This is a genomic window from Candidatus Gastranaerophilales bacterium (assembly GCA_028693235.1).
GTDB lineage: Bacteria > Cyanobacteriota > Vampirovibrionia > Gastranaerophilales > Gastranaerophilaceae > JAQUVW01.
The window spans coordinates 1-24,973 of sequence record JAQUVW010000007.1; the positions used below are offsets into that span (position 1 = coordinate 1).

Below are 24,973 nucleotides of genomic sequence, written 5' to 3' on the forward strand. Positions count from 1 at the left end.
GTCGCATCCTGGAGCGGTAGTACGTTCCAAGGGTTGGGCTGTTCGCCCATTAAAGCGGCACGCGAGCTGGGTTCAGAACGTCGTGAGACAGTTCGGTCCATATCCGGTATACGCGCAAGAGAATTGAACGGAGTCTTCCTTAGTACGAGAGGACCGGGAAGAGCGAACCTCCAGTGTATGGGTTATCACGCCAGTGGTAAACGCCCAGTAGCTGTGTTCGAAGCGGATAAGTGCTGAAAGCATATAAGTACGAAGCCCACCGTAAGATGAGTTCTCTCACTGGGTAACCAGGTAAGTCCCCACGCAGATCACGTGGTTGATAGGTCTGAGATGTAAGTATGGCAACATATTCAGTCGAATGATACTAATAGGACGAGGGCTTTTCCTATCATCGAAAAGCAATGATGATTACTTATAATTTTATGCAGCTTTCAGCGTATGAGCTAGGTTAGCTCTAGAATGATTGAATTTCTAATTCAGATGTCATTCTACAAAAGCTTTCTGGTGACAAAGCGGCAGGACACCACTCGTTCCCATCCCGAACACGATCGTAAAGACTGCTTGCGGCGACAATACTCGGAGGATGACCTCCCGGAAACATAGCTAGTTGCCAGATTCTATTTTAAAAAAGGTATTTTGATTTTTCAAAGTACCTTTTTTGTTTGTTATTTTCTCTGATTTATACTATGATTATTTTTATGAAGTCGCATTTATATAAATTATTATTTTCTATTTTTGTATTATTTTTGCTCATTTTGAGTTTTGTTTTCTCTAAGTTTTTTGCGGGGTTAGAAACTTTTTCTCAAGACTGGAAGCAGACACTCGAGTTGAATTTTTCAAAACACAATGATTATAATAATGTTCGAGAGAAAATTGTAATTTTATCAATTGATGATTTAACCTCTTTTGATTTAAGCAATCATCCTGAGGTAAATATAAAACGTTGGCCTTTAGGGCGTGACATGTGGGGTGAAATAATTGATTTTTTAGAAAAGGGAAAGCCTGCAACAATAAGTATAGCGATACCTTTTCAAAATTATGAGGATATTACTCATTCAGCGAGTTCGTCGGATTTAAAGTTAGCAGATACTTTAGAAAAATATGACAATGTTATTTTGGGGACTATCTTGAATACGCCACAGACTGTTACAAAGGATTCCCCAATGACAGTTTTGATGGACAAGATTGATAATTCTTATGTCCCGTTGAGAGAGTCTTTGAATGTTAATTTTGTATCTGATAGAGAATTTGGAGATGATGTAAATTATTTTTCTTATTTAGCAATACCTCCGATTTTTGTTGATAGCAGTTCTATTGGGTATATGAATTTGCAACGTGAGTATGATTCTGTAATTCGCTATTCGCAACCGATTTCACGTATTATTGATAAAAGTATTGTTTATTATATGCCGTCTTTTCCTTTTGCAACATTTTTAAAATATATAGGTTACGAAGGGCGTTTGAATATTGATAAAACTAAAATGAGCTTCAAGAATTATTCCATACCATTAAATAAAGGTGCAGACAATTATGTAAATTGGAACGGAATGTCACGATATTATAATTTTATTCCGTTAAGCAAGATTATTATAGGTATGAAAACCACCGGAAGGTCTTTTGAATACGAAAAAATCAAATATCCGGTTGAGTATTTCAAGGGTAAAATAGTTATAATAGCACCTACTCAAACAAACTCAAATACGCATGATACTGCTATTTATCAAGGTTTGACTGATGCTGAGGTGTATGCAAATATAATTCAAAATTACATTAATGATGCTCAGCTTGATAATCCTGTAAGGACAAAATTTTTGAGGGAAATGCCAGCGGCTATGACTATAGCGATTGTGCTTTTCTTTGTATTGTTGATTGTTTTAAATGCATTATATTCAAAAATTTCTTTGCTTACTTTTTTTAATTCTATTTTAATAATATTATTATATTTATTTTTGGATTTATTTTTGTTTTCGCACCCAAAAATCAGGTTAGATATGCCCTTGGTTCATCCCTTGTATTTACTTTCTATTACTTTGTTTTGCTCATATTTGTATGTTTTGATTGATGAAAATACAAAGAAAAAAGAGATTGTTGGTATTTTCGGCAAGTTTGTAGCTGACAATGTTTTAGATAGATTATTAAAAAATTCAAGAAACTTTGAGCTCAAAACTGCACATAAGAATGTTTCTGTTATGTTTTGTGATGTTACTAATTTTACATCTATAAATGAAAAGTATTCAGTGGATTTAGTTGTTGAAAAGTTAAACGAAGTTTTTACAATTGCGACTGAGAAAATATTCAAATATCAAGGAACTATTGATAAATTTATTGGTGACGCTGTAATGGCGTATTGGGGCGACCCTATTTCTGACCCGAAAGATGCCATGAATGCTGTAAAAGCTGCAGTTGAAATAATCGAGGCGATAGATGATTTCAACAAATCATTGCCCGAAAAAGAGTTGAAGCTCGATGTCAAAATAGCTATAAACACAGGTGAGGCACTTGTTGGATGTATAGGAACTGACAAAATCGTTGATTATACCGTTTTGGGTGACACTGTCAACATTGCGTCAAGAATGACAGAGATATGTTCTGAGTTTAATAAAAAATTGCTTATTTCAGAAGCCACTTATGAGGCTGTTAAAAACATTATTCAGGCTGATTATACAGGTAATATTAAGCTGAAAGGCAAAGATATTCAGGTTGCTCTTTACGCTCCAAAAATGGGTGAAGATGATGATTAATATTGACTCTTTGACTATGAAGGCATTCCTTGAGGAAAATTCAGGGTTTTTGATTGGAGCAAGGGTTCAAAAAATTCAGCAGCCAAACAGGCGAGAGCTGATTTTTCAGCTTAGGGGGCTCAAAGAAACCAGAAAATTTTATGTAAATATTAATCCTTCGTTTTATCATATTTGTTTTATGTCAAAGGGAAACGAGGCGGCAAGGGCGATTGAAATACCTAAGCAGGCAGCTATGTTTTGCATGCTGTTACGTAAATATTTAGATGGTGCAAAAATTGTTGACGTGGTTCAGCCAAAGCATGAAAGAATTATTGAATTTTATTTTGATTATTATGATGTGTTGAACGAAAATTCTAAACTATGTCTTGCGATAGAGCTTATGGGGAAGCATAGTAATGTCATTTTGTATAACGCTGATACAAATGTAATTATCGGTTGTGCTCATAATGTCGGGGCTGAAAAAAGCAAAGAGCGTGAGCTTGCAGGTCTTTTGCCTTACATTTATCCTCCTAAAAAACGCAAAAAGAGTATAAATAAAATTGATTTTGAAGTTTTTAATTTGATTTTATCAGCTGCTGAAAACAAAATTGATGCCATAATAAATTCTTTTTATGACATAACAAAACCCATTATTGAGTCTGTTTTAAAAAATGGTTTTTCTTTTGAAAATCCACAAGAGTTGTTTATTGAACTTCAAAAAACGGTTGAATTGTATTATGTAGAGCCGAGTATTTCAGAGGATTTTTCTTGTTTTTCAATATATCCTGTTGCCGGAGTTAATTCAGTTGGTACTGTGAATAATATGCTTGATGATTATTTTTCCTTTTATCAAGCTCAGACTATTATTAGAAATTTAAAACAACGATTGCTTACTATATTAAATAATAATTTGAAAAAATTAAATAGGCTGAAATCAAAGCAACAATATCAGCTTGACCAAATTGATAAAGCAAATTATTATAAAAAAATTGCAGATATTATAATGGCGAATTTGTACCGGATAAAATCATTTGAAAAATCAGTTACACTGCTTGATTATGAAATAGGTGAAAATGTCGAAATTGACCTTGATACAACGCTTTCTGCTTCGGATAACGCAAACCGCTATTATAAGCTTTACAAAAAGATGAAATCAGCGTACGAGCATTCTGTCGAAATGATAAAAGAAACTCAAACGCAAATAGATTATTACTCAGAGCAAAAGTTTTATGTCGAACTGGCGTCGTCGATTAATGAGTTAAACGATATTGCTCAAGAAATTTTGCCTGCTGAAAATAAAAAATCTAAGGAAAGCGAAATCAAGGTAGAAAGTAGAGAGTTTGCCGGGTTTAAGGTGTACGTCGGTAAAAACAGCAAGCAAAATGACTATATATTATCAAAGCTTTCATCGCCTGAAGATTTGTGGTTCCACTCATTAAACATGGCAGGAGCACACGTCGTTATTAAGAAGAATGCTCCAAAAGAGTCGGTTCCAAACGATGTTTTATTGGTGGCAGCTCAACTGGCAAAAAAATATTCAGTCCAAAAATCAGGTGCAAAAATACCAGTTATTTATACTAAACGCAAATACGTGAAAAAATCTAATTCAAAGGGCTTGGCGTTTGTTACATACAAAAACGAATCAGAGATTTATTGTTAATCGTCCAGCATTCCGTCGCTGTCTATGCTGTTGATTATGAATTTTTCAAACTCCCATGTTGGTTTAGTTTGATGTTTTTTTGCAGTATTCAGTGTACAAGTCCCACAAGTCATCATTGAATGTGAGGCTGACTTTCCTAAATTTATTAGTACTAAAACTGTGAATACGTTCTGCCTTGTTCATAATAATATTATTATGCTGTATATTTACCCTCTAAAACAACTAGTGTATTATATATATATAAATATGAGATATTGCTGCACATGCAAAAGAAAAGAAAGAAAAAGCTTGTCGATGCAGTCGCTGTTGTTTATCGTGACGCCATTTTCTACGGCTCGTAACTCGCCTTTAAAAGAAGGCAAAAAAAAGCCCTTTCTAATGAAAAGGGTTTTGAATCTGTTTTGATTCCTCGTGTGTGTAAAAGTAAAGTGTAAGGTTAGTAAGTAGTGTGGAGTGTGTGTGGTTAAAAAATCTTTTTGAATGTTTTGCATTTTAGCTTACATTCATTTTATTAAATCTTTCGACTAATTATCTCTTGTGTATATATAAAGTATATCAATCAAGAAAGATTGACTTTTGTATGAGTGTGGATTTTTCATTAATAGGGTGTAAAGTCTTGTCTAACAATAGAATAACGGGCTTGAAATTTGATTTAACAAAACTTAACAATAAAAATCTTGTCATCTTAAAGTATAATAAACACTGGAGCTACATACATTTAATAGAGGTGTGATATTGTGGAGATTTATGATTTAATGCATACTTATACAAAATGGTAGGAATAGGCGTTATCCGTGAATTATATCACACATCTGTTCTTGCTTTAAAAAAATCATTTATCCCCAAAAATGCCTAAAAATATACATAACTTAAAAATTGTAAAAAATACACTTGAAAAATTATTATATTGGTAATATACTTTGATTAGTGAAATAAATCACGATAAGAAAAGGAGAAACATTAATGGCTGCTAAAACAAAAAAAGACATTGAAAAACTTGAAAAAGCTCTCAATGCTTCTGCTGTCGTTGACAGTGCTGAAGCTCTTGAGCAATTAATCAGTAGAGTAAAAAAAGCACAAAAAATCTATGCTTCTTTCACTCAAGAACAAGTGGATAAAATCTTTAAAGCTGCTGCTACTGCCGCAGACAAAGCTCGTATCCCCCTAGCTAAAATGGCTGTCGCTGATACAGGCATGGGTATTGTAGAAGACAAAATTATTAAAAATCACTTTGCTTCTGAATACATTTACAACAAACATAAAAACGCAAAAACTTGCGGTATTATTAAAACCGACAAAACTAACGGTATAAAAATTGTCGCTGAACCTTTAGGTTTGCTTGCAGGTATCATTCCTACAACTAACCCTACTTCAACTGCTATTTTTAAGTCTTTGATTTCTTTGAAAACAAGAAACGGTATAATTTTCTCACCACACCCGAGAGCTAAAAAATCAACTATTGCTGCTGCTAAATTAGTTTTAGATGCTGCTGTTGCTGCCGGTGCTCCTGAAGATATTATCGGTTGGATTGATGTACCATCTATGGAACTTTCTAACGCTTTACTTCACCACCCTGATATCAACTGCATCTTGGCTACAGGCGGTCCGGGAATGGTTAAAGCTGCTTATTCTTCAGGCAAACCAGCTTTGGGCGTAGGACCGGGAAACGTTCCTGCTATCATTGATGAAACTGCTGATTTGAAAATGGCTGTTTCTTCAATCTTGATGTCTAAAACATTCGATAATGGCATGATTTGTGCTTCTGAACAATCTGTTACTATCGTTAAAGATGTTTATGATGAAGTTAAAGAAGAATTTATATACAGAGGTGCTTACCTTCTAAACGCTAAAGAATCTGAAGCTGTTGCAAAAATTATTTTGACACCAGCAGGCAGTGTAAATCCTGCTATCGTAGGTCAACCGGCTTACAAAATTGCAGAACTTGCAGGGCTTAAAGTTCCAGAAGACGCAAAAGTATTGGTAAGCGAAAGAAAAGATGTTTCTGTTGAAGATCCTTTCGCTCATGAAAAATTATCTCCAATCTTAGCTATGTATAAAGCTAAAGATTACGAAGATGCTGTTAAAAAAGCTCACGACTTAGTGCTTCTAGGCGGTGCAGGTCACTCAGCAGCATTATATACAGATGCAAGAACTCAAGAAAGAATTGACTATTTCTCACATATTATCCCTACTTGCAGATTGTTGATTAACTCACCATCATCTCAAGGTGGTATCGGTGACTTATACAACTTCAAATTAGAACCATCATTGACATTAGGTTGCGGTTCTTGGGGCGGCAACGCAGTTAGTGGTAACGTAGGCGTTGAACACTTATTGAATTACAAAACAGTCGCTGAAAGGAGAGAAAATATGCTATGGTTTAAGGTTCCACCGAAACTTTACTTCAAACGTGGTGCTGTTGATTTAGCTTTGCGTGAATTAGAAGGCAAAAAACGTGCATTTATCGTAACAGACAGATTCTTATTCAATTCAGGTGCTGTTTATAACATCACTAACGTTTTAGATGAAATCGGTATCGATTACCAAATCTTCTTCGACGTTAAACCAGACCCGACTATAGCTACTATTAATCAGGCTATGGATATCATAAGACCTTATGAACCTGATGTTATTATTTCATTGGGTGGTGGTTCACCGATGGATGCGGCTAAAATTATGTGGTTAATGTATGAACAACCTGATACAGATTTCTCAGATATTTCAATGAGATTTATGGATATCAGAAAGAGAATTTGCAGAATTCCTGATCTTGGTAAAAAAGCTACAATGGTTGCTATTCCTACAACTTCAGGTACCGGTTCAGAAGTTACACCATTTGCAATTATTACAGATGAAAAGACTCATGTAAAATATGCAATCGCTGATTATGCTTTGACTCCAAATATGGCAATCGTTGACCCTAACTTCGTTGACGGAATGCCTAAGGGCTTAACTGCAGCATCAGGTATCGATGCTTTGGTTCACGCTATTGAAGCTTATGTATCAGCTATGGCTACAAACTTCACAAATTCAAATGCTTTAGAAGCTTCTAAATTGGTATTCAGATATTTAGGACGCTCATACTCTGATGGTGCTAACGACCCGATTGCAAGAGAAAAAATGCACTATGCTGCAACTATTGCAGGTATGGCATTTGCTAACTCATTCTTAGGCTTGTGTCACTCAATGGCTCACAAGCTAGGTGCTATGTATAATGTACCTCACGGTGTAGCTAATGCGTTGTTAATAAGACAAGTAATCAAATACAATGCAACCGATAAGCCTAAAAAACAAGCAATCTTCCCGCAATACAAATTCCCGAATGCAAAAGCAAAATATGCACAAATTGCTGATGAACTCGGCTTGGGCGGAAAAAATGACGATGAAAAAGTTGAATTGTTAATCAAGGCAATTGATAAATTGATGAAAGAAATCAATTTGCCAAATTCAATCAAAGATTTCGGTGTTTCTGAAAAAGAATTCAACGAAAGATTAGATGAATTAGTTGAATTGGCATTTGACGATCAATGTACAGGTGCTAACCCGGCATATCCATTGATGGAAGATATCAAACGCATTTATCAACAAGCTTTTGTTGGTGAAATATAAACATAAGAAACCTTATTTGTGTCATGAAGGGTCGGAATTCCGACCCTTTCTTTTATGATAGATATTTGTATTAATTTGTCATAATATATATAAAAAAATAGTGAAAAATTTCACATTTTGTAGTAATATAAAGTGGAGAGTCGCGGAAATATTGAAATTCAATCGTGAAAAAAGGGCGTAATGTGATAAAAGCCAGTTTTCTGAATAGGTCAAAATCACTTAAGTACCTTTTTAAATTGAGTAGATAAATCGCAATTAGGAAGAAATATCATGCATAAGAGAATTTCAGAAAAAGTTATTAATAGACTTACTTTGTACCATTGTATTTTGGTTGATTATATGGAGAAAAACATTGAAGTTATCTCTAGTCCTCAAATTGCTGCTTTGCTTCAAATTGACGATTCTCAAGTACGTAAGGATATCAGCCATTTGAATAACATTGGCAAATGCCGTGTGGGTTATATAGTGAAAGATTTGAAAGAATCTATTGAAAAGACATTAGGGTTTGAAAAGCCTAAAGACGCTTTCATTGTAGGGGCGGGGAATTTAGGTTTGGCTCTTGCAAAATATGACAATTTTGAAAGTTATGGTTTGAATGTTTTGGCTCTTTTTGACAATGACCCGTTAAAGGTTGATATGTCTGTTAATAGCAAGCAGATTTTTCATATTTCTAAATTGCCTAATTTGACAAGTAGGTTAAGTGTTGAGATTGCTATTTTGACAGTCCCGAGAGAACATGCACAAAAAACAGCTGAATTTTTAATTGATTCTAATATTAAATATATTTGGAATTTTACGCCTTCAGTTTTGAATGTTCCATCTGATATTCAGGTGTGGAATGAAAATTTGATGGGTAATTTCTTGCAATTTACTTATAATATTCAGTAAAATTGAGTCAGGTAGTGTTTTTCTAAAACGCCTAGAGATAATGTGTTTAGAGTGTTTTAGCAGTTGTTGTCATAAATATTTTTATAGAAAAACCGGTTTAAACTCAATGGATACAGGTCTTTTACTGTTTTTGCAAAATTTTATTTATACAGAAATCTTCTAAATGCTTTAATAAAGTGATTGTAGGCTGTTCATATCTTTGTAACATTCGTATTTATAAAGTGAAATAAAAAATTTCTGCATGATAAAATCAATAAGGAATGTTCAGAGAGGCAGTTATGCAAAATTTGATAAGGAAATTTATATTTTTAACACTGGGAGCCATTATCGCAGCGTTTGCACTTGAAGGGTTTTTAGTCCCGAACAGAATTATTGACGGCGGAGTTGTCGGCATATCTATTATGTGCCATACTTTAACGTCAAAGCCATTGGGATTGTTTATTTTCTGTTTGAATTTGCCGTTTTTGTTTTTGGCATACAAAAAATTCGGAAAACGATTTGTTTTATCAACATTATATTCGGTTTCAGTATTATCAATATTTGTCACGGTTTTTAAAACTACGCAGGTAACAAATGATTTTACTTTAGCTGCTGTTTTCGGCGGTGTAATATTGGGTCTTGGCGTCGGGTTAATTTTGAGGAATGAGGGCTCTCTTGACGGAACAGAGATTGTATCTATCAGATTGGCTAAAAAAATCGGATTTTCAGTTGGCGAAATTATTATGTTTTTTAATGTATTTATATTTTTGGCTGCAGGATTCTTGTATGGTTGGAGTCAGGCTATGTATTCGATTTTAACCTATTTTATTGCGTATAAAGTTATTGATATTGTTATTGAGGGGTTAAACGAGTCGAAATCAATTAGGGTCGTTTCTGATTTTTCTAATGAAATCGGGCAAGCCATTATAAATGATTTGGACGCAAGTGTTACTTATATTGATGCTGAGGGCGGGTTCTCTGGGGCTAAAAAACGAATTGTTTTTTGTATAATATCAAGGCTTGAGTTGATGAAGTTGAAAAAGATAATTAAAGATATTGACCCTACTGCTTTTATCGCAATCGAAAATGTTCATGAAGTAGAAGGCGTAAGAATTAAGAAGAAAAAAATATAAACCTTTGAAAAATTGCTGTTTTTGGGGTAAATTTATTTTATACGTACGAAAGTGAGAAGATTATAAAAATGACTTGTAAAACATCGATGAAAACAAACGGCTGTGGAGAGCTGACAAGTAAAAATATAGGCGAAACCATTACTCTTGCAGGATGGGCATCTGCCGTCAGAGATTTAGGCGGCATTATCTTTATTGAATTGAGAGACCGCACAGGGGTATTCCAATTGGTTTCTGACCCTAATAAAAATCCTGAAGTTTATAAAATTATTCAAAAAGTAAAATCTGAATATGTCCTTCAAGCGACAGGCGTTATTTCTATGCGACCTGATGAAACCTATAACGACAAGCTTCCTACAGGTGAAGTTGAAATTTATCCTACAGAGTTGAAAATTCTTTCAGAAGCTCAACCTTTGCCTTTCCCATTGGAAAGTGAAGATGTTTCAGAAGATGTTCGTTTAAAATACAGATATTTAGATATAAGAAGACCTCAAACTATTGAAAATTTGAAAGTCAGACATAATGTCGTTTCTGCAATAAGAAATTATTTGAATAATAATAGTTTCTTAGAAGTTGAAACTCCGATTTTGATAAATACAACTCCTGAAGGAGCTCGTGATTACTTGGTTCCGTCAAGAGTCCACGAGGGCAAGTTTTACGCTTTGCCACAATCACCTCAAATCTTCAAGCAATTGTTGATGGTTGGTGGCGTTGAAAGATATTATCAAGTTGCAAAATGTTTCCGTGATGAGGATTTGAGAGCTGACAGACAGCCTGAATTTACTCAAGTTGATATGGAAATGTCTTTTGTAAACCAAGATGATGTCATCTCAATGGTTGAGGGGCTTTTGATTGATGCTTTTAAAGCTGCAGGTGTTGAGGTTAAACCTCCTTTTGTTCGTATGCCTTGGCAAGAAGCTATGGACAGATTCGGCTCTGATAAGCCTGATACTCGCTTCGGATTAGAACTTTTTGACGTTACTGATATTATGGAAGCGTCTACTTTCCAAGCGTTCAAAGATGTTATCGCTGCAGGCGGTACTGTTAGAGCGATTAGAATACCGGGAATTGCCGGATATTCAAGAAAAGAAATGGACGATGTCAGAAATCTCGCTATAAAATTTGGTGCAAAAGGCTTGGCATGGGTTACTTATATGGAATCAGGCGAGGTTAAATCTCCTGTATTTAAGTTCTTGAACGAAGAACAAATTGCAGAAATTCAAAAACGTGCTAACGCTGATAAAGGGGATATCGTATTCTTTGTAGCTGATAAGCCAAAAGTCGTTTTCGATGTTTTAGGTCGTTTCAGATTATACTTCGGCGACAAATTAGGCATGATTGATGACAAAAAACATAATTTGTTGTGGGTAGTCGATTTCCCGATGTTTGAGTGGAGTGAAGAAGAAGGTCGCTTTATGGCTATGCACCACCCATTCACATCTCCAAATTTAGATGATTTGGACAAGCTTGATGCTGATGATTTGGGTCATGTTAATTCAATAGCTTACGATATAGTTTATAACGGTACAGAATTAGGCGGCGGAAGCGTTAGAATACACTCATCAGATGTTCAAAGCAAAATATTTAAAGCTCTTCGTTTGAGTGATGAAGACGTTCAAGAAAAATTTGGTTTCATGGTTAATGCTTTAAAATACGGTACACCTCCGCATGCAGGTTTGGCAATCGGGTTGGATAGATTGATTGCTCTATTATGTAGGACAGAGTCTATTCGTGACGTTATTGCATTCCCGAAAAATTCTTCTGCAAAATGCTTGATGACAGATGCTCCTGTCCACGCAAGCGAAGCTCAATTAAGAGAATTGCACTTGAAACTTGCAGTCAAATCTAAATAATTAAACTTTGATTTAAGAGATTGATACTTCATTTAATCAATCTCTTTTTCAGAGTCGCAATTTGCGAATGAGAAAAGGTAATGGATGACATTGTAAAAATATGGGACGCCGTCCTTGACATAGCAAAAGATGAAATACCCCCGTCTACGTTTGGACCTTGGGTATTGCCTTTGGTGCCACATAATTATGACGGAAATTCTTTTTCGGTTTTGTCGGGGCAGTCTTTAGCTGTGCAAATTATTGCAAAAAATTGCCAACCGATTTTAGTCAGTGCTTTGAAAAAGGTTGTCGGTTCAGAAGTTGCTTTGAACGTCATTTATGATGAAGAATTGTCTAAAAAGCTAAAGAAAAAAAGTGCAAAATCCCGCAGGGAAGATTTGATTGCGGATTTAGAAAATAAGCTTGCCCCATCAAAATACGAGTCTTTGAAGCAGATGCGTTCATCTACAAATTTGAATTTGAAATATAAATTTGAAAATTTTGTTGTAGGTGAAAATTCTAAACTCGCTTATTTTGCCTCGACTGCTGTTGCAAAAGAACCCGGGAAAAAATATAATCCATTATTTATCTATGGGGGTGCTGGGCTTGGCAAAACCCATCTTATGCAAGCTATCGGGCATCAAATTTTGTTTGAGCATGGTTTAAAAGTTAAATTTGTCACTACAGAAGAATTCCTCAATGACCTTATAAATGCAATCTCTCATGGGTCTGATAAGACTACAAAGATGAATAATTTTCGGGATAAATATCGAAAAGTCGATGTTCTTTTGATTGATGATATTCAATTTTTAGAAGGCAAACAGCGTACTGAAATTGAGGTTTTTAATACATTTGAAGCACTCCATAATGCAGGTAAACAAATTGTGATTACAAGTGACAGACCTCCGGAAAATATCCCTGCTTTATCAGATAGGCTTAGAAGCCGCTTCCAATGGGGACTTATGGTCGATATTGGAGTACCTGATTTGGAAACTCGTATGGCAATTTTGCAAAAATTGGCAAGAGAAAATCACATGGAGCTTCCTTTTAATGTCGTTGAATTTTTGGCTCAAGTCTACAAAAACAATGTAAGAGAACTTGAAGGTGCTTTTAACAAAATAAGCGCTTACAGTGCTTTGTATCAAAACGAAATTACTGTTGATGAAGTTAAAAAAATAATTAAATATTCTGAAAACAAAATCAATATCACAATCGACGGAATAATTGACGCTGTTGCCGAGTATTACAATGTGTCTGTTGAAGATTTAAAAGGTACTTCAAGGTTTGCTAAAATAGCTTCCGCAAGGCAAGTTGCAATATATGCTGCTCGTGAGATTACGGGTGAAAGCTTCCCTTATATCGGAGAAAAGTTCGGGAAAAAACATACAACTATTCTCTACTCTTATGAAAAAATTAAAGAGGAAATCTCTAAAAATTCTGAATTATCTCAAGATGTCACGGATTTGATTAACAAAATTAATGATTGAGAATGCTTTTTATATTTATGATAAAATCAGAAGAGTATTTTGAGCGAGGGATATATGAAGCTTACAGTTGAAGAATTGGTAAAAGCAACTAATGCTGAACTTATTAAAGCGGAAGATTTATTGTCTGAGTTTTCCATCTCTACAGATTCAAGAACGGTTAAAAAAGGACAAATTTACTTGCCTTTAAAAGGTGAAAAATTTGACGGTGCTCAGTATATTGCTTCTTCTCTTGAACGTGGTGCGTCTGGTTATTTTACTTCAGACCCTTCTTTGTGCCATGAAGAAGCGACTTGCATTTTTTTGGTAGAAGATACAAAAATCGCTTATCTTCAAATTGCAAGATTTATCCGCAGAAAATATAACCCAATAACAATTGCGATTACAGGTAGTAGCGGAAAAACTACTACTAAAGAAATGATGGCGTCTGTTGCTTCTGTTGCGTTTAAAACTCACAAGTCAATCCTTAATCATAATAACGAAATTGGGCTTTGCCAGACTATATTGTCTATGCCAAAAGATACCAATGTTTTGATTGTTGAAATGGGTATGCGTGGACTTGGCGAAATTGAGTTGCTGTCAAAGTACGCAGAGCCTGATATATCAATCATTGCAAACGTAGGTTCAGCTCATGTCGGGCGATTGGGGTCTTTAAACAATATTGCTCTTGCTAAATGTGAGATAACCTCTCATCAACACAAAGAGGGCACTTTATTCGCTCATGATGACAAGTTGATTAAAAAAAATAACAAATATGAGGGCGAAACTTCTTATTTTTCACTTGATGATTCTGCTTTGAAAATACTGGAGCTCAATTCTACAAACAGTGTTTTTGAATATAAAAATCAAATCTACAAATTAAATATCGAAGGCGAACATAATATCCAAAATGCTTTGCCCGTTATTAATGCAGGTTTGAAATTGGGTATAAAGCCTGAAGATATAACCAAAGGTTTGGCTGAATTTAAGCAAATCGAAAAACGTTGGGAAATGGAAAATATAAGTGGATATAACGTTTTGAACGACAGCTACAACGCAAACCCTGATTCAATGGCAGCTGCTATCAGAACTTTTACAAAAAGCTATGCTTCACCAAAAATACTTGTTCTTGGCGATATGGGCGAGCTTGGGAAAGATGAAAAAAAATATCATAACGAATTGGGTCACATAATAGCTACCATGGATTATGATTGTTTGTTGACCTTTGGTTCACTCGCAAAATTTATCAAGCCTAAAAATATGAGAGTAAGACAACATTTTGAGACTAAAAACGAAATCGTTAGTTACATTAAAGATAATATTCCAAAAGGTGCTAATATTTTGCTCAAAGCCTCAAGGTCTATGAAGTTTGAAGATATAATCGAGGAGTTAAAAAATATATGATTTTGATAATAGTTTCCGCTTTAATAGCGATTGTCTTGTCACTTTTATTCGGTGTTGTGTATGTGCATTTTTTGCAAAAAGGCGGTTATAACCAATATATTTTGGATGTGGCTCCTGAAAACCATGCAAAAAAAGCAGGTACACCTACAACGGGTGGCGTTTTTATTGTGGTGGCTACGGTTTTAGCTTCTATAATAGCATTGCTTATGGAGCAAAAATTGACCACTCCGGCAGCAATTATTTTGATGGCTTTTGTTTTCTATGCTTTTGCTGGTTTTAAAGACGATATTCAAAAAATTAAAAATAAACAAAACAAAGGTTTGACAGCAAAAGGAAAATTATTTTTGCAAATAGTTATAGCCCTTTTGCCTGCTTTATATATGACAGTTACCGGACATACCAATATAACTTTGGGTGGATGGGATTTCAATCTCGGTTGGTTTTATCCTTTCTTCGCAGTTTTCGTGATTACAGGTGTGTCAAATGCAGTTAATCTGACTGATGGTTTAGATGGTTTAGCTGCTTCTAACGTAGTCATTGCGATGGCTGCTTGTGCAATAATAGCTACTTTCTTGGGTAATATTGATATCGGTATCATTGCAGCAGCTACAGCAGGTGCTTCTGCAGGTTTCTTGTATTTTAACAAATATCCGGCTAAGGTTTTTATGGGGGATACCGGTTCTCTTGCTTTAGGCGGAATGCTTGGAACATTAGCTGTCATGGGTAAATTTGAACTATGGTTAATTCCTATCGGAATTATTTTCTTCTGTGAAACAATGTCTGTTATTTTGCAGGTTGCAAGTTATAAATTTACAGGAAACAGAATTTTTAAAATGAGCCCTATCCATCACCATTTCGAGCTATGCGGATGGAAAGAGACAAAAATTGTTGCAGTTTTTACCGCAATCACTACTATTTTTTGTATCTTAGCGGTAATATTATTTTTGTGTACTTTTGTAGGATAAGTATTTATGAAAAGAAAATGGTTCGATAAAAAAGTAATTATATTAGGGCTTTCAAAAAGCGGAATATCAGCTGCAAAATATTTAGTTGACAAAGGTGCTGATTGCTATATCACAGAGGGTGCTGAAAATCCTAAAAATCAAGATAAGATTGCTGAGCTTCAAAGTTTGGGAATAAAAGTTGAAACAGGCGGTCATTCAGATGAGTTTTTATCTGATGCTTATGTTGCAATAACAAGTCCGGGGATACCTCCGCATTCAGATTTATTTAAGAAATTACAAGAAAAAAATATTCCGATTATGAGCGAAATTGAGCTCGCTTTTAAAGAGTCTGATGCTCCTTTAGTTGCAATAACAGGCACAAACGGAAAGACTACTACAACTTGTTTGGCTGAGCACATTCTCTCAGGTGAATACAAGGCTCCTGCATGTGGCAACATTGGTGTGCCTCCGACTTCTCTTTTAAATCAAAAAAATGATTATTTAGTTTGTGAAGTCAGCTCTTTTCAAATAGCTACGAGCCCCACCTTAAAGCCACAAATCGCTTGTTGGCTCAACTTTACACCTGACCATATAGATTGGCATCAAGGGCTTGAAAATTATTTCAAAGCCAAAGCTCTATTGTTTGCTTCTCACAAACTTCCTGCGTTCGCTGTATTTAACGCAGCTGACCCCAAGGTTTTTGAGTTTGGCGAGCAATATACTGGTGAAAAGTTCTATTTCTCAAAAGAATTTGATACAAATTGTTGTTTCGAAAAAGATGATGCGATTTGGTTCAAAAGAAAAAATACTGAAAAAATTATAGATTTTAAAGATATTCCATTGGTAGGTGAACATAATTATCAAAATATTATGTGTGCTGTTATCATTGCAAAAATTATCGGAATGGAAAATGAAGCTATAAAAAATAAGATTATGTCTTTTAAAGCCGTTGAACACCGTATTGAATATGTAACTACAATCAACGGAAAGGCTTTCTATAACGACTCTAAAGCTACTAACCCGGAAGCGTCTTTGGTCGCTTTAAAAGCTTTCCCCAATAAAAATATGACGTTGATTGCAGGTGGACGTGATAAAAATACTGACCTTCAAGAATTTTGTGATTCTGTCAATAAAAACGTCAAAGATGTCATTTTAATCGGGGAAGCAACTAATCGTTTTAAAGAAAATCTTGAAAAAAATGATTTTAACCATATTTATACTACCGATTCGATGGAATCTGCCATCGATAAGTCTATCGAGCTCGGAAATGAAATAGTTTTGTTGTCGCCGGCATGTGCTAGTTTTGATATGTTTGACGGCTATGAACACAGAGGAGATGTTTTCAAAAAGTATGTCTTATCAAAGGTATAACAGAAATTATAATAATAACATGCCACCATCAGGTTCAAGCGTAATTATTTCGCCGCCTGATATGACGATTTTAATAGTTACTGCTTTTCTTGTCGTTATTGGTATAATGGCGATTTTTTCAGCAGGTGCTCCGAAAAGTATCATGATGGGAGAAAACCCTGCTTCTTTTGCGTTTAAGCAAATGGGCGGTTTGGTGATTTCAACTGTTGGGCTTTTGTATTTTGCAAAATTTGATTACAAAAAATTGAGCAAATGGGCAGTTCCTTTCGCTTGGTTTGTTATAGCAATGCTTGCCCTAGTCGATTTTACGCCTTTAGGTGTTACTGTAAATGGTGCCAAACGTTGGATTATGTTCGGACCTATCCAATTCCAACCGTCTGAATTCGCAAAACCTGCAGTTATTCTGCTTTTGGCAAATGCTTTTCATCGTGACGCAAATATTTTTGATGAGACAAAAATAATGCGTTATTTTGTGCCCATAATTATAATGGTTTTATTAGTCTTTAAACAACCAAACTTAAGCATGGTAATGCTTTTAGGGTCTGTTAGTGTTATTACGTATTTGAACGCCGGTGGGTCGATGAAGATGTTTTTCTCCGTCGTCGGAACCGGTATTTTATCAATGTTTTTCTTAATAAAACCGTATCAATTATCACGTATCAAAATATGGTTCAACCCTGAAATCGACCCTTATGGTGCAGGTTACAATATTATTCAATCGTTGCTAGCTTTTGCCGCAGGCGGGTTGTGGGGCGTTGGATTTGGAAATTCCAAACAAAAGCTCGCTTGGCTTCCGGAGGGACATACAGATTTTATTTTTGCCGTGATTGGTGAAGAATTCGGATTTCTCGGCTGCCTTTTAATAATCGGGCTGTTTTTAACCTTGTTGCAACGAGGTTTGACTGTCGCTTCAAGATGTAGCAACATGTTTGGCAAACTTTTAGCTTCCGGCATAACTTTCTCAATCGTTCTTCAAGCGTTTATTAATATGGGAGTTTCAAGCTCATTTATACCAGCAACAGGCGTTCCGCTTCCGTTTATCAGTTATGGCGTTTCATCACTCGTCGTATCAATGTGTATGATAGGTGTTTTATTAAATATTTCGAAAAAAAGAATAAGAAGGATTTCAACAAGTGCAACAAACCCAATCAGATAACAAAAAAGTTTATTTTATTTCAGGTGGTGGAACAGGTGGACATATTTATCCTGCAGTTTCTATCGCTGAAACTCTTTTGCAACAAGAAGATACAGGAAAAATCTATTATATCGGCAACCCCGATAACCTTGAAAAAAATATCGTAAAGCAAAATCCCGAGTTGGAATTTCTACCCGTAAAAGTTTCCGGCATGCCTAGAAAATGCAGTTTTAAATTTTTAAAATGGTTTTGGGATTTGAAAATAGCAACCTTGAAAGCAGTTTTTTATATTAAAAAATATAAGCCTTCTGCTGTTTTTACAACAGGTGGCTATGTAAGTGCCCCTGCTGCCATTGCTGCAATATTAACCAAGACACCGTTTATGATTCATGATTGTGACGCTCAACCGGGGCTTGTATCAAAGCTTGTAGCTCCTTATGCGGACAAGGTTTCAGTTGCTTTTGAGGGGTCTAAAAAACTTTTAAAATCAGATAAAATTGAAGTGAACGGTAACCCGATAAGAAGTTCATTTTGTAATTTGTCAAAAACTGAAGCCAGAGCAAAACTTTCTTTGCGAAACAAGGTAACAATACTTGCTATGGGAGGCTCTCAAGGAGCAAGAACAATAAACAATGCCGTCATTGAAATGGCTCAAGCTGTTACAGAAGAGCTTGATGTCCAGTTGATAATTCAAACGGGAAAAAAGAATTTCGATGATGTTATAAAACGATTTGAGGAATATTTTCCCAATTATTATATGAATACAAACCTTGTCATCAGACCTTATTTTGACGAAATGTGGGTTGCCTTAAATTCTGCTGATATTGTTATTTCAAGAGCAGGCTCACTTAGCCTTTCTGAGATTAATCTTTGCGGTTTGCCGTCAATTTTGGTTCCTTATCCTTATGCTGCTGCTGACCATCAAAAGAAAAATGCAAAAGCTATGGAGGAAAAAGGTGCCTCTGTTTGTTTAGAAGATAAAGATTGTTCAAGAGATAATTTATTAAATATTGTCAAAGAGATAATATTTAATTCAGATAAAATGTCTAATATGTCACACGCTGCATATTTAATGGCAACACCTGATGCAGCGGTTTCAATAACAAAGCAATTAAAAAGTATTATAAAATGATATCTTATGAAAAAAGCGTTGAAATCTTAACTTCGCAAGGCAAATTTTACATATCTTTAGGACTTGAAAGAGTGCAAAAGATACTGTCTTTGTTTGGAAATCCTCAAGACAATTTGAAGGTCATACACGTTGCGGGAACTAACGGAAAAGGCTCGACTTCAGCGATGCTTTCTGCGATTTTAACTCAGGCTGGGTTTAAAACAGCTCTTTATACAAGTCCCCATTTGTTTGAATATACAGAGCGGATAAAAATATCAGGAGTCGATATTTCAAAAGACAAGTTTGCGTTTTATGTGAACGAAATTTGTATGTTAGCTGACGCTAATGATGTTCATTTGACTGAATTTGAAATTTTAACTGTAATGGCATTTTTGTATTTCAACGAAAATAATGTTGATATTGCTGTAATTGAAACTGGTTTGGGCGGTAGGTTTGATGCCACAAATGTTATAAAAGAAAATATTTGTTCAATAATCACGTCTATTTCGATTGACCATAAAGATAGGCTCGGTGATACAATCGAAAAAATTGCATTTGAGAAGGCGGGTATAATAAAAAAGGGTTGCCCGGTTGTAATTTCTCCTGAAAACAATGGGTTTGATGTGGTTTCTAATGTGGCTTCTGTAAATTCAGCAGAACTTATAAAAGCTCACAATTCTGTTGAATTGATGTTTGATGGGAAAATAAATTATGCAGTAATTGATGGGCAAAAACATCAATTCGGCATGCTCGGTTTATACCAAAAGGATAATTTAGAGCTCGTTTTGAGTACTATTTCGCTTTTAAAATGCAAAAAGTATGCTATAAATGATGAGGATTTGTTTGCGGCTTTACAATACGTAACATGGCCTGCACGTCTTCAATATATACCCTCTAGAGCTATTATAGTGGACGGAGCTCACAATTTTGATGGAGCATTACGGCTTAGAGAAAGTTTGGATTATTATTTTCCTAAAAAAAATCGGGTTTGGATATATGGTTCATTGAACACGAAAGAATATGATAAAGTGGTAAAAACCCTATTCAGAAAAGAAGATACAGTGTTTTTTTATAAATTCAAAAACAAAAACGCAATTACTATAAACGACATAAAACTTAACATAAGTGCAAAATTGTCCGAAATAAAATTACCCGAAGCGGAAAATATATTAAATAATTTTAGTCATGATTCAGTCACAATAGTATCAGGTTCATTATACATGATCGGCGAACTGTTAAAAAACAAAAAATTTTAAGGTATAGCCTCAAATATTACCTAACTGGTTAATACACGATTACAATTTTACTATTATTATTAGTCTTATGATAATTTAAAAGTTAAAAATTGAGCTAATTAGGATAAATCGGAGGCAAAAATGGCTTTAGCAATGACAGAGAATGATATGATAAAGGTAGTTATTATTGAAGATTATAAACTTACTCGGGTAGGTTTGAGATCCACTTTGAATGAGTTTGAACATATTGAGGTTATAGGAGAATCTGAAGACGCAGTCAAAGGTTTGGAAATAATTGAAAAATTAAAACCAGACGTTGTGCTAATGGATTTGGGGTTGCCTGGTATGAACGGGCTTGAGGCTACTCAAAAAACTAAAGAAATTTCACCTGAAACAAATGTTGTTATTTTGACTTCGCATGAACGTACAGAAGAAGTTATTGCAGCTTTGGGCTCAGGAGCTTGTGCATATTGTTTGAAAGATATTGATCCTTCTACCCTTGCAGATGTTATCAGAAATGTTGCAAGAGGTGCGTGTTGGCTTGATCCGGCTATTGCAAAAGTCGCTTTAAATCTATTCCCAAAACCTGAAAATACAAGTCTTTTGCCGTCTGCTGAAGCAACCGATGCCAGAGCTCAATTGACAGAAAGAGAACTTGAAGTATTGAGGCATCTCGTTAAAGGTAAAAGTAATACTGAAATTGCAAAAGAATTAATAGTCAGTGTACATACAGCAAAAGCTCATGTTTGCAGTATCTTGCAAAAATTGTGCGTTGATGACCGTGTCCAAGCGGCAGTTAAGGCTATTAAAGAAAATATTATTTAAGAAAACACATTAACACTAAACACACTACGGAAGGGCTCGCCCTTCCTTTTCTTTATTCTGTTGGCTTTTGAGCTATTTGTGTGGCAATTGTCCCGAATAGATAATTTTTGTTTTTCGCATTGATAAATCCGATATTTTTTAATTTTTGAATCATTTCTTTTTGCGTCGGATAAAGTTTAAGACTTTCGCCCAGATATCTATAGGCACTTTCATTTTTTGAAATTAAAGACGCAATTGTCGGAATGATTTTGTTTAAATATATTGAATAAAAGGGTTTAATTATTTTGTTAGGTTGTCCCATATCGAGTATCGCAAGTGTTCCCCCGGGGGCAAGTTTTTTGTATGCTTCTTTTAAAAAAGTATCTACATTTGGTAGATTTCTGAGCCCGAAGCCTATTGTTATTAAGTCAGGTGCGATTTTCTGTTTATGTAATTCGGTCATATCGAATTGAGCAAGTGATACGTTTTTGCAAGAGGAGAGCTTTTTTGAGGCGATTTTAAGCATAGTAGTAGAGAAATCAAGCCCCTTAATGTTTGAATTCGGGTATTTGTCGGCGAGAAAAACCAAAAGGTCGCCAGAGCCGCAACAAGCGTCTAATATTAATTGAGGGTTCTGTATTGGCAAATCCTTTATGAAGGATTTTTTGATTAGGCTTTGTAAGCCTAAAGACATCAAATTGTTTATTACATCGTAAGTCGGTGCAATAGATTGAAAAAGAGCTTTAATCCCGTTTTTGTCTGTTTTGGTGTATAAATTTTTCATTTTAGTATTATATCAGATTTGCGGGGCAATTTTTTATCCTAAAAAACCTTTATTATAGCAGGTTAATATTTGGGGCGTTGTATGCTAAAGACAAACAGAGTTCAAAATAATGAGCAAGTGAAGCTTGCTAAAACTGGTGAAGATGCTTCTTCTCAAAAGTCTTTGAAGAAAACTTCATGCCCTGTAAATGTTAAGTCGGTTTATGACAAAAACGGTCTATCGCAAGCATATATGGCAATGTGTTTGCCAAATGTTAATTTTCATAAGTCTTGATTATTTGATTTGAAAATATACATTGGCAACGGCAGTTACTTTTTTGTCAATTGTAGTTGCATCGTTTACGCCCATGTCGCTTACAGAGTTTGAGTCAGGAGCTGTGATTTGGAATACGCCCATTTTTACATCTTTGATTTTGCCTACTCTGTTGTGATTAGCTTTTAGCATTGCTTTGGCTCTGTTTTTTGAGTCAAGAGTAGCTTCTTCGAGCAATTTTACTTTTAAGTCCGCCATTTTTGAATATTGATATTCAGGTGGATTTGAAGTAAGTTCAATGTCTTGAGCAGAGAGTGCTTGCACGGCTGTTGACAAATTTTTGATTAAATTAACATCATTCGATGTGACTTTGATGTTTTGATAATAATTATAATAAGCAATATCATTAGTTGTATTGCCTGTTTTAGGGTCATTTCTGTATGTAGGATAATTCGATGCAGGCAAAATGTCGATTTGCTCTTTGGTTATGCCCTTTGATATTAAATAATTCGTTACAACAGGAATATCTTTTTGCATTTTGCTATAAGCATTTGCAATTGTTGCTCCACGTGTGTTTATTTGTATAGTCCAAGCGGCAGAGTCTGATTTGACAATCTCATAAGCCGAGCCCGTTACATATATGCCGTCTTTTTTTATGTTGTTTGAAATAATCATAGAACAAAAAATGAGCCCAAAAGCAATAATAATACCGACTATAGTAATTTGAAAATCTTTGATTTTTTCCAACATTGATATCTCCATTTAAACAATATAAAGTCCAATTATAACAGATTGAATGAAGCTTTACAAGCCGGTTTCAGATATTTTAAACAAAAAATTGTTAAAAAATTTTTATTTGCTATTTACAATTAAATGTTTTTTGAGTAGTATATTATTACTCCTTGGAAGAGTGCCAGAGCGGTTTATCGGAGCGGTCTTGAAAACCGTCGTACGTGACGAGCGTACCGTGGGTTCGAATCCCACCTCTTCCTTTTTCCGGAGTTTAAGATTCTACCGGGGAAAGGGCAAGGTACATAGGCGTTTGTAGGACGCGGTTTTTAGTTTAAGCTTGTTCCTTTCATAACCTGTTATTTTCCCTAATTCGTAGAGAGAGTCCTCTGAATCTTAAAGTTCTCCAACGAAAGGCTGTTTTTCCCTGACTTTTAGCGGATAAGAGTGCACTTTGGAGCCGATTCACTTAACGTAGGAATGTGTATTTATGAGCAATGATTTAAGAAGAACCTTGAGTTTGCAAGATTCTATCTCTATGGTAGCCGGAAATATGATTGGTTGCGGGATTTTTCTCGTCTCCGCTGAAACGGCTCGAATAGTACAGTCCTCTTGGATGTTGCTTATTGTTTGGCTTACTGCCGGGCTCGTTTCTTTAATCGGGGCTTTGGCTTACGGTGAATTGGCCGCTAATATCACTGAAGAGGGCGGTCAGTATATGTATTTGAAAAAAATATATAATGACCTTACGGCTTTTTCTTATGGCTGGACGTTGTTCCTTGTTATTCAAACAGGTTCTATCGCCGCTATTTGTTTAGCGTTTGCAAAATTCTTAGGAATTTTGGTGCCTTTTATCAGTTCCACCCACATATTGTTTTCAATCGGTGCGTTCCACTTATCTTCTGTTCAAGTGATTGCAATGTTTATTTGTATAATGCTCACATATATTAACTCTCGAGGCGTTGAATACGGCGTTTTGACTCAAAATCTGTTCACGGTGACAAAAATCTTATCTTTGATTGCCATTGTTGTTTGCGGAATATTCTTCGGAATGAACTGGGACGTAATACATGCTAATTTTCCGCATGGGTGCACTCAAATGCATTTGGGCGACTTGAGAACTATCGCTACTGCCACTGTCGGGGCATTGTTTGCAGCTATAACTTGGAATAATCTGACTTTTATCGCAGGTGAAATTAAAGAACCTGAAAAAAATATCCCAAGAGCCATGGTTTATGGTGTTGGATTGGTCGTTATTTTGTACTTGTTAATAAACGCTGTATATGTTTATACCATTCCTTTAGATGCTATACAAAATGCACATGAAGACATTGTGGCTTCTGCTGTTATGGGTGCTATGTTTGGCAAAGTCGGTGAGGCTATTATTGCTGTTATCCTTATGATTTCAGCTTTTGGATGTGCAAACGGTATGATTATGACTGGTTCTCGTGTATATTATAAAATGGCAAAAGACAGATTGTTCTTTAGAGGATTGGCTGCTATTAACAGACATACAAAAGTTCCTGTAAATTCTCTATGGATGCAAGGTATGTGGATTTGCTGTTTAGTCCTTTTTGTTGGAGATTACAACCTTTTATTGGATTTCGTTATTTATATTAACTTGATATTCTACGCTATAACTACTTTCGGTATATTTGTCTACAGAAGAAAATTTGCAGATGAACCTAAAATTCTTACCGTAAATAACTTCTTCCCGATTACTTTTATTTCGGCAATTACATTTATCGTTGGATGTCTGACTTTGGATAAACCGACTTCAACTTTACCTGGTTTGTTGATTACTTTAGCCGGCTTCCCTGTTTATTATTTCTGGAGCCGTGCAAAAAATAAAAAAACAAAAGTATTGAATAAAAACAAACAAGACGCTATTATAGTTAATAAATAAAGTTTATTGTATTTGGA

At 35.2% G+C, this 24,973-nt stretch carries 18 protein-coding genes, 1 tRNA gene and 2 rRNA genes; 19 read left to right on the plus strand and 2 right to left on the minus strand.

Annotated features, from left to right (window positions below; all coding sequences use genetic code 11):
• From PHV37_10170 to PHV37_10245, 16 genes are all read left to right on the plus strand, one after another.
• Positions 1-389: ribosomal RNA gene (locus PHV37_10170) — 23S ribosomal RNA — on the plus strand; the annotation flags it as partial.
• Between the two features lie 111 nt (positions 390-500).
• Positions 501-616 (plus strand): 5S ribosomal RNA (gene rrf, locus PHV37_10175).
• 139 nt (positions 617-755) lie between these two features.
• The gene (locus PHV37_10180; protein ID MDD3238446.1) at positions 756-2,741 is read left to right on the plus strand and encodes an adenylate/guanylate cyclase domain-containing protein; all 1,986 of its coding nucleotides are present in this window, start codon (positions 756-758) and stop codon (positions 2,739-2,741) included.
• Entirely contained in the window at positions 2,731-4,380 is a 1,650-nt protein-coding gene (locus tag PHV37_10185) for an NFACT RNA binding domain-containing protein (protein ID MDD3238447.1), read from the plus strand. Before PHV37_10180 ends, PHV37_10185 begins: the two co-directional genes overlap by 11 nt.
• A 963-nt stretch (positions 4,381-5,343) precedes the next feature.
• A complete protein-coding gene (gene adhE / locus PHV37_10190) occupies positions 5,344-7,989 on the plus strand; it encodes a bifunctional acetaldehyde-CoA/alcohol dehydrogenase (GenBank protein ID MDD3238448.1) in 2,646 nt (881 codons plus the stop codon).
• Positions 7,990-8,259: 270 nt separating this feature from the next.
• Positions 8,260-8,877, plus strand: a complete 618-nt coding sequence (locus PHV37_10195; protein MDD3238449.1) for a redox-sensing transcriptional repressor Rex — start codon at positions 8,260-8,262, stop codon at positions 8,875-8,877.
• A gap of 278 nt (positions 8,878-9,155) precedes the next feature.
• Positions 9,156-9,989 (plus strand): YitT family protein, encoded by an 834-nt coding sequence (locus tag PHV37_10200; protein MDD3238450.1) that lies wholly within the window; start codon positions 9,156-9,158, stop codon positions 9,987-9,989.
• Positions 9,990-10,057: 68 nt separating this feature from the next.
• Positions 10,058-11,839, plus strand: coding sequence for an aspartate--tRNA ligase (gene aspS / locus PHV37_10205; GenBank protein ID MDD3238451.1), 1,782 nt, complete (start codon positions 10,058-10,060; stop codon positions 11,837-11,839).
• An 80-nt stretch (positions 11,840-11,919) separates the two neighbouring features.
• The gene (gene dnaA, locus PHV37_10210; GenBank protein MDD3238452.1) at positions 11,920-13,305 is read left to right on the plus strand and encodes a chromosomal replication initiator protein DnaA; all 1,386 of its coding nucleotides are present in this window, start codon (positions 11,920-11,922) and stop codon (positions 13,303-13,305) included.
• A gap of 54 nt (positions 13,306-13,359) precedes the next feature.
• The gene (locus PHV37_10215; protein ID MDD3238453.1) at positions 13,360-14,685 is read left to right on the plus strand and encodes a UDP-N-acetylmuramoyl-tripeptide--D-alanyl-D-alanine ligase; all 1,326 of its coding nucleotides are present in this window, start codon (positions 13,360-13,362) and stop codon (positions 14,683-14,685) included.
• Complete coding sequence (gene mraY, locus PHV37_10220; protein MDD3238454.1) at positions 14,682-15,650, plus strand: phospho-N-acetylmuramoyl-pentapeptide-transferase; 969 nt, start codon at positions 14,682-14,684, stop codon at positions 15,648-15,650. Before PHV37_10215 ends, mraY begins: the two co-directional genes overlap by 4 nt.
• Positions 15,651-15,656: 6 nt before the next feature.
• Positions 15,657-17,000 carry a UDP-N-acetylmuramoyl-L-alanine--D-glutamate ligase gene (murD, locus tag PHV37_10225; GenBank protein ID MDD3238455.1) on the plus strand — a complete coding sequence of 448 codons (1,344 nt, stop codon included), beginning with the start codon at positions 15,657-15,659 and terminating at the stop codon, positions 16,998-17,000.
• Complete coding sequence (locus tag PHV37_10230) at positions 16,966-18,156, plus strand: putative peptidoglycan glycosyltransferase FtsW (GenBank protein ID MDD3238456.1); 1,191 nt, start codon at positions 16,966-16,968, stop codon at positions 18,154-18,156. The genes murD and PHV37_10230 overlap by 35 nt, the downstream gene beginning before the upstream one ends.
• Positions 18,134-19,267 (plus strand): undecaprenyldiphospho-muramoylpentapeptide beta-N-acetylglucosaminyltransferase, encoded by a 1,134-nt coding sequence (murG, locus tag PHV37_10235; GenBank protein MDD3238457.1) that lies wholly within the window; start codon positions 18,134-18,136, stop codon positions 19,265-19,267. The genes PHV37_10230 and murG overlap by 23 nt, the downstream gene beginning before the upstream one ends.
• Positions 19,264-20,502, plus strand: coding sequence for a bifunctional folylpolyglutamate synthase/dihydrofolate synthase (locus PHV37_10240; GenBank protein MDD3238458.1), 1,239 nt, complete (start codon positions 19,264-19,266; stop codon positions 20,500-20,502). The genes murG and PHV37_10240 overlap by 4 nt, the downstream gene beginning before the upstream one ends.
• 120 nt (positions 20,503-20,622) lie before the next feature.
• On the plus strand, positions 20,623-21,306 hold the full coding sequence (locus PHV37_10245) for a response regulator transcription factor (protein MDD3238459.1): 684 nt from the start codon (positions 20,623-20,625) through the stop codon (positions 21,304-21,306).
• A 52-nt stretch (positions 21,307-21,358) separates the two neighbouring features.
• On the opposite strand, the gene PHV37_10250 is transcribed toward PHV37_10245, so the two are convergent.
• Positions 21,359-22,069: a ubiquinone/menaquinone biosynthesis methyltransferase gene (locus PHV37_10250; GenBank protein MDD3238460.1), complete on the minus strand. Its 711-nt coding sequence runs from the start codon at positions 22,067-22,069 to the stop codon at positions 21,359-21,361.
• Between the two features lie 81 nt (positions 22,070-22,150).
• Between PHV37_10250 and PHV37_10255 the strand changes: the two genes are divergently transcribed.
• On the plus strand, positions 22,151-22,342 hold the full coding sequence (locus tag PHV37_10255) for a hypothetical protein (GenBank protein ID MDD3238461.1): 192 nt from the start codon (positions 22,151-22,153) through the stop codon (positions 22,340-22,342).
• Here the strand turns inward: PHV37_10255 and PHV37_10260 are convergent, their stop codons facing one another.
• On the minus strand, positions 22,343-23,071 hold the full coding sequence (locus PHV37_10260) for an SIMPL domain-containing protein (protein ID MDD3238462.1): 729 nt from the start codon (positions 23,069-23,071) through the stop codon (positions 22,343-22,345).
• A 154-nt stretch (positions 23,072-23,225) separates the two neighbouring features.
• On the opposite strand from PHV37_10260, the gene PHV37_10265 reads away from it, so the two are divergent.
• Both PHV37_10265 and PHV37_10270 read left to right on the plus strand, forming a co-directional pair.
• Positions 23,226-23,313, plus strand: a tRNA-Ser gene (locus PHV37_10265).
• Between the two features lie 227 nt (positions 23,314-23,540).
• Positions 23,541-24,956, plus strand: coding sequence for an amino acid permease (locus tag PHV37_10270; protein MDD3238463.1), 1,416 nt, complete (start codon positions 23,541-23,543; stop codon positions 24,954-24,956).
• The last annotated feature ends 17 nt before the right edge of the window (positions 24,957-24,973 follow it).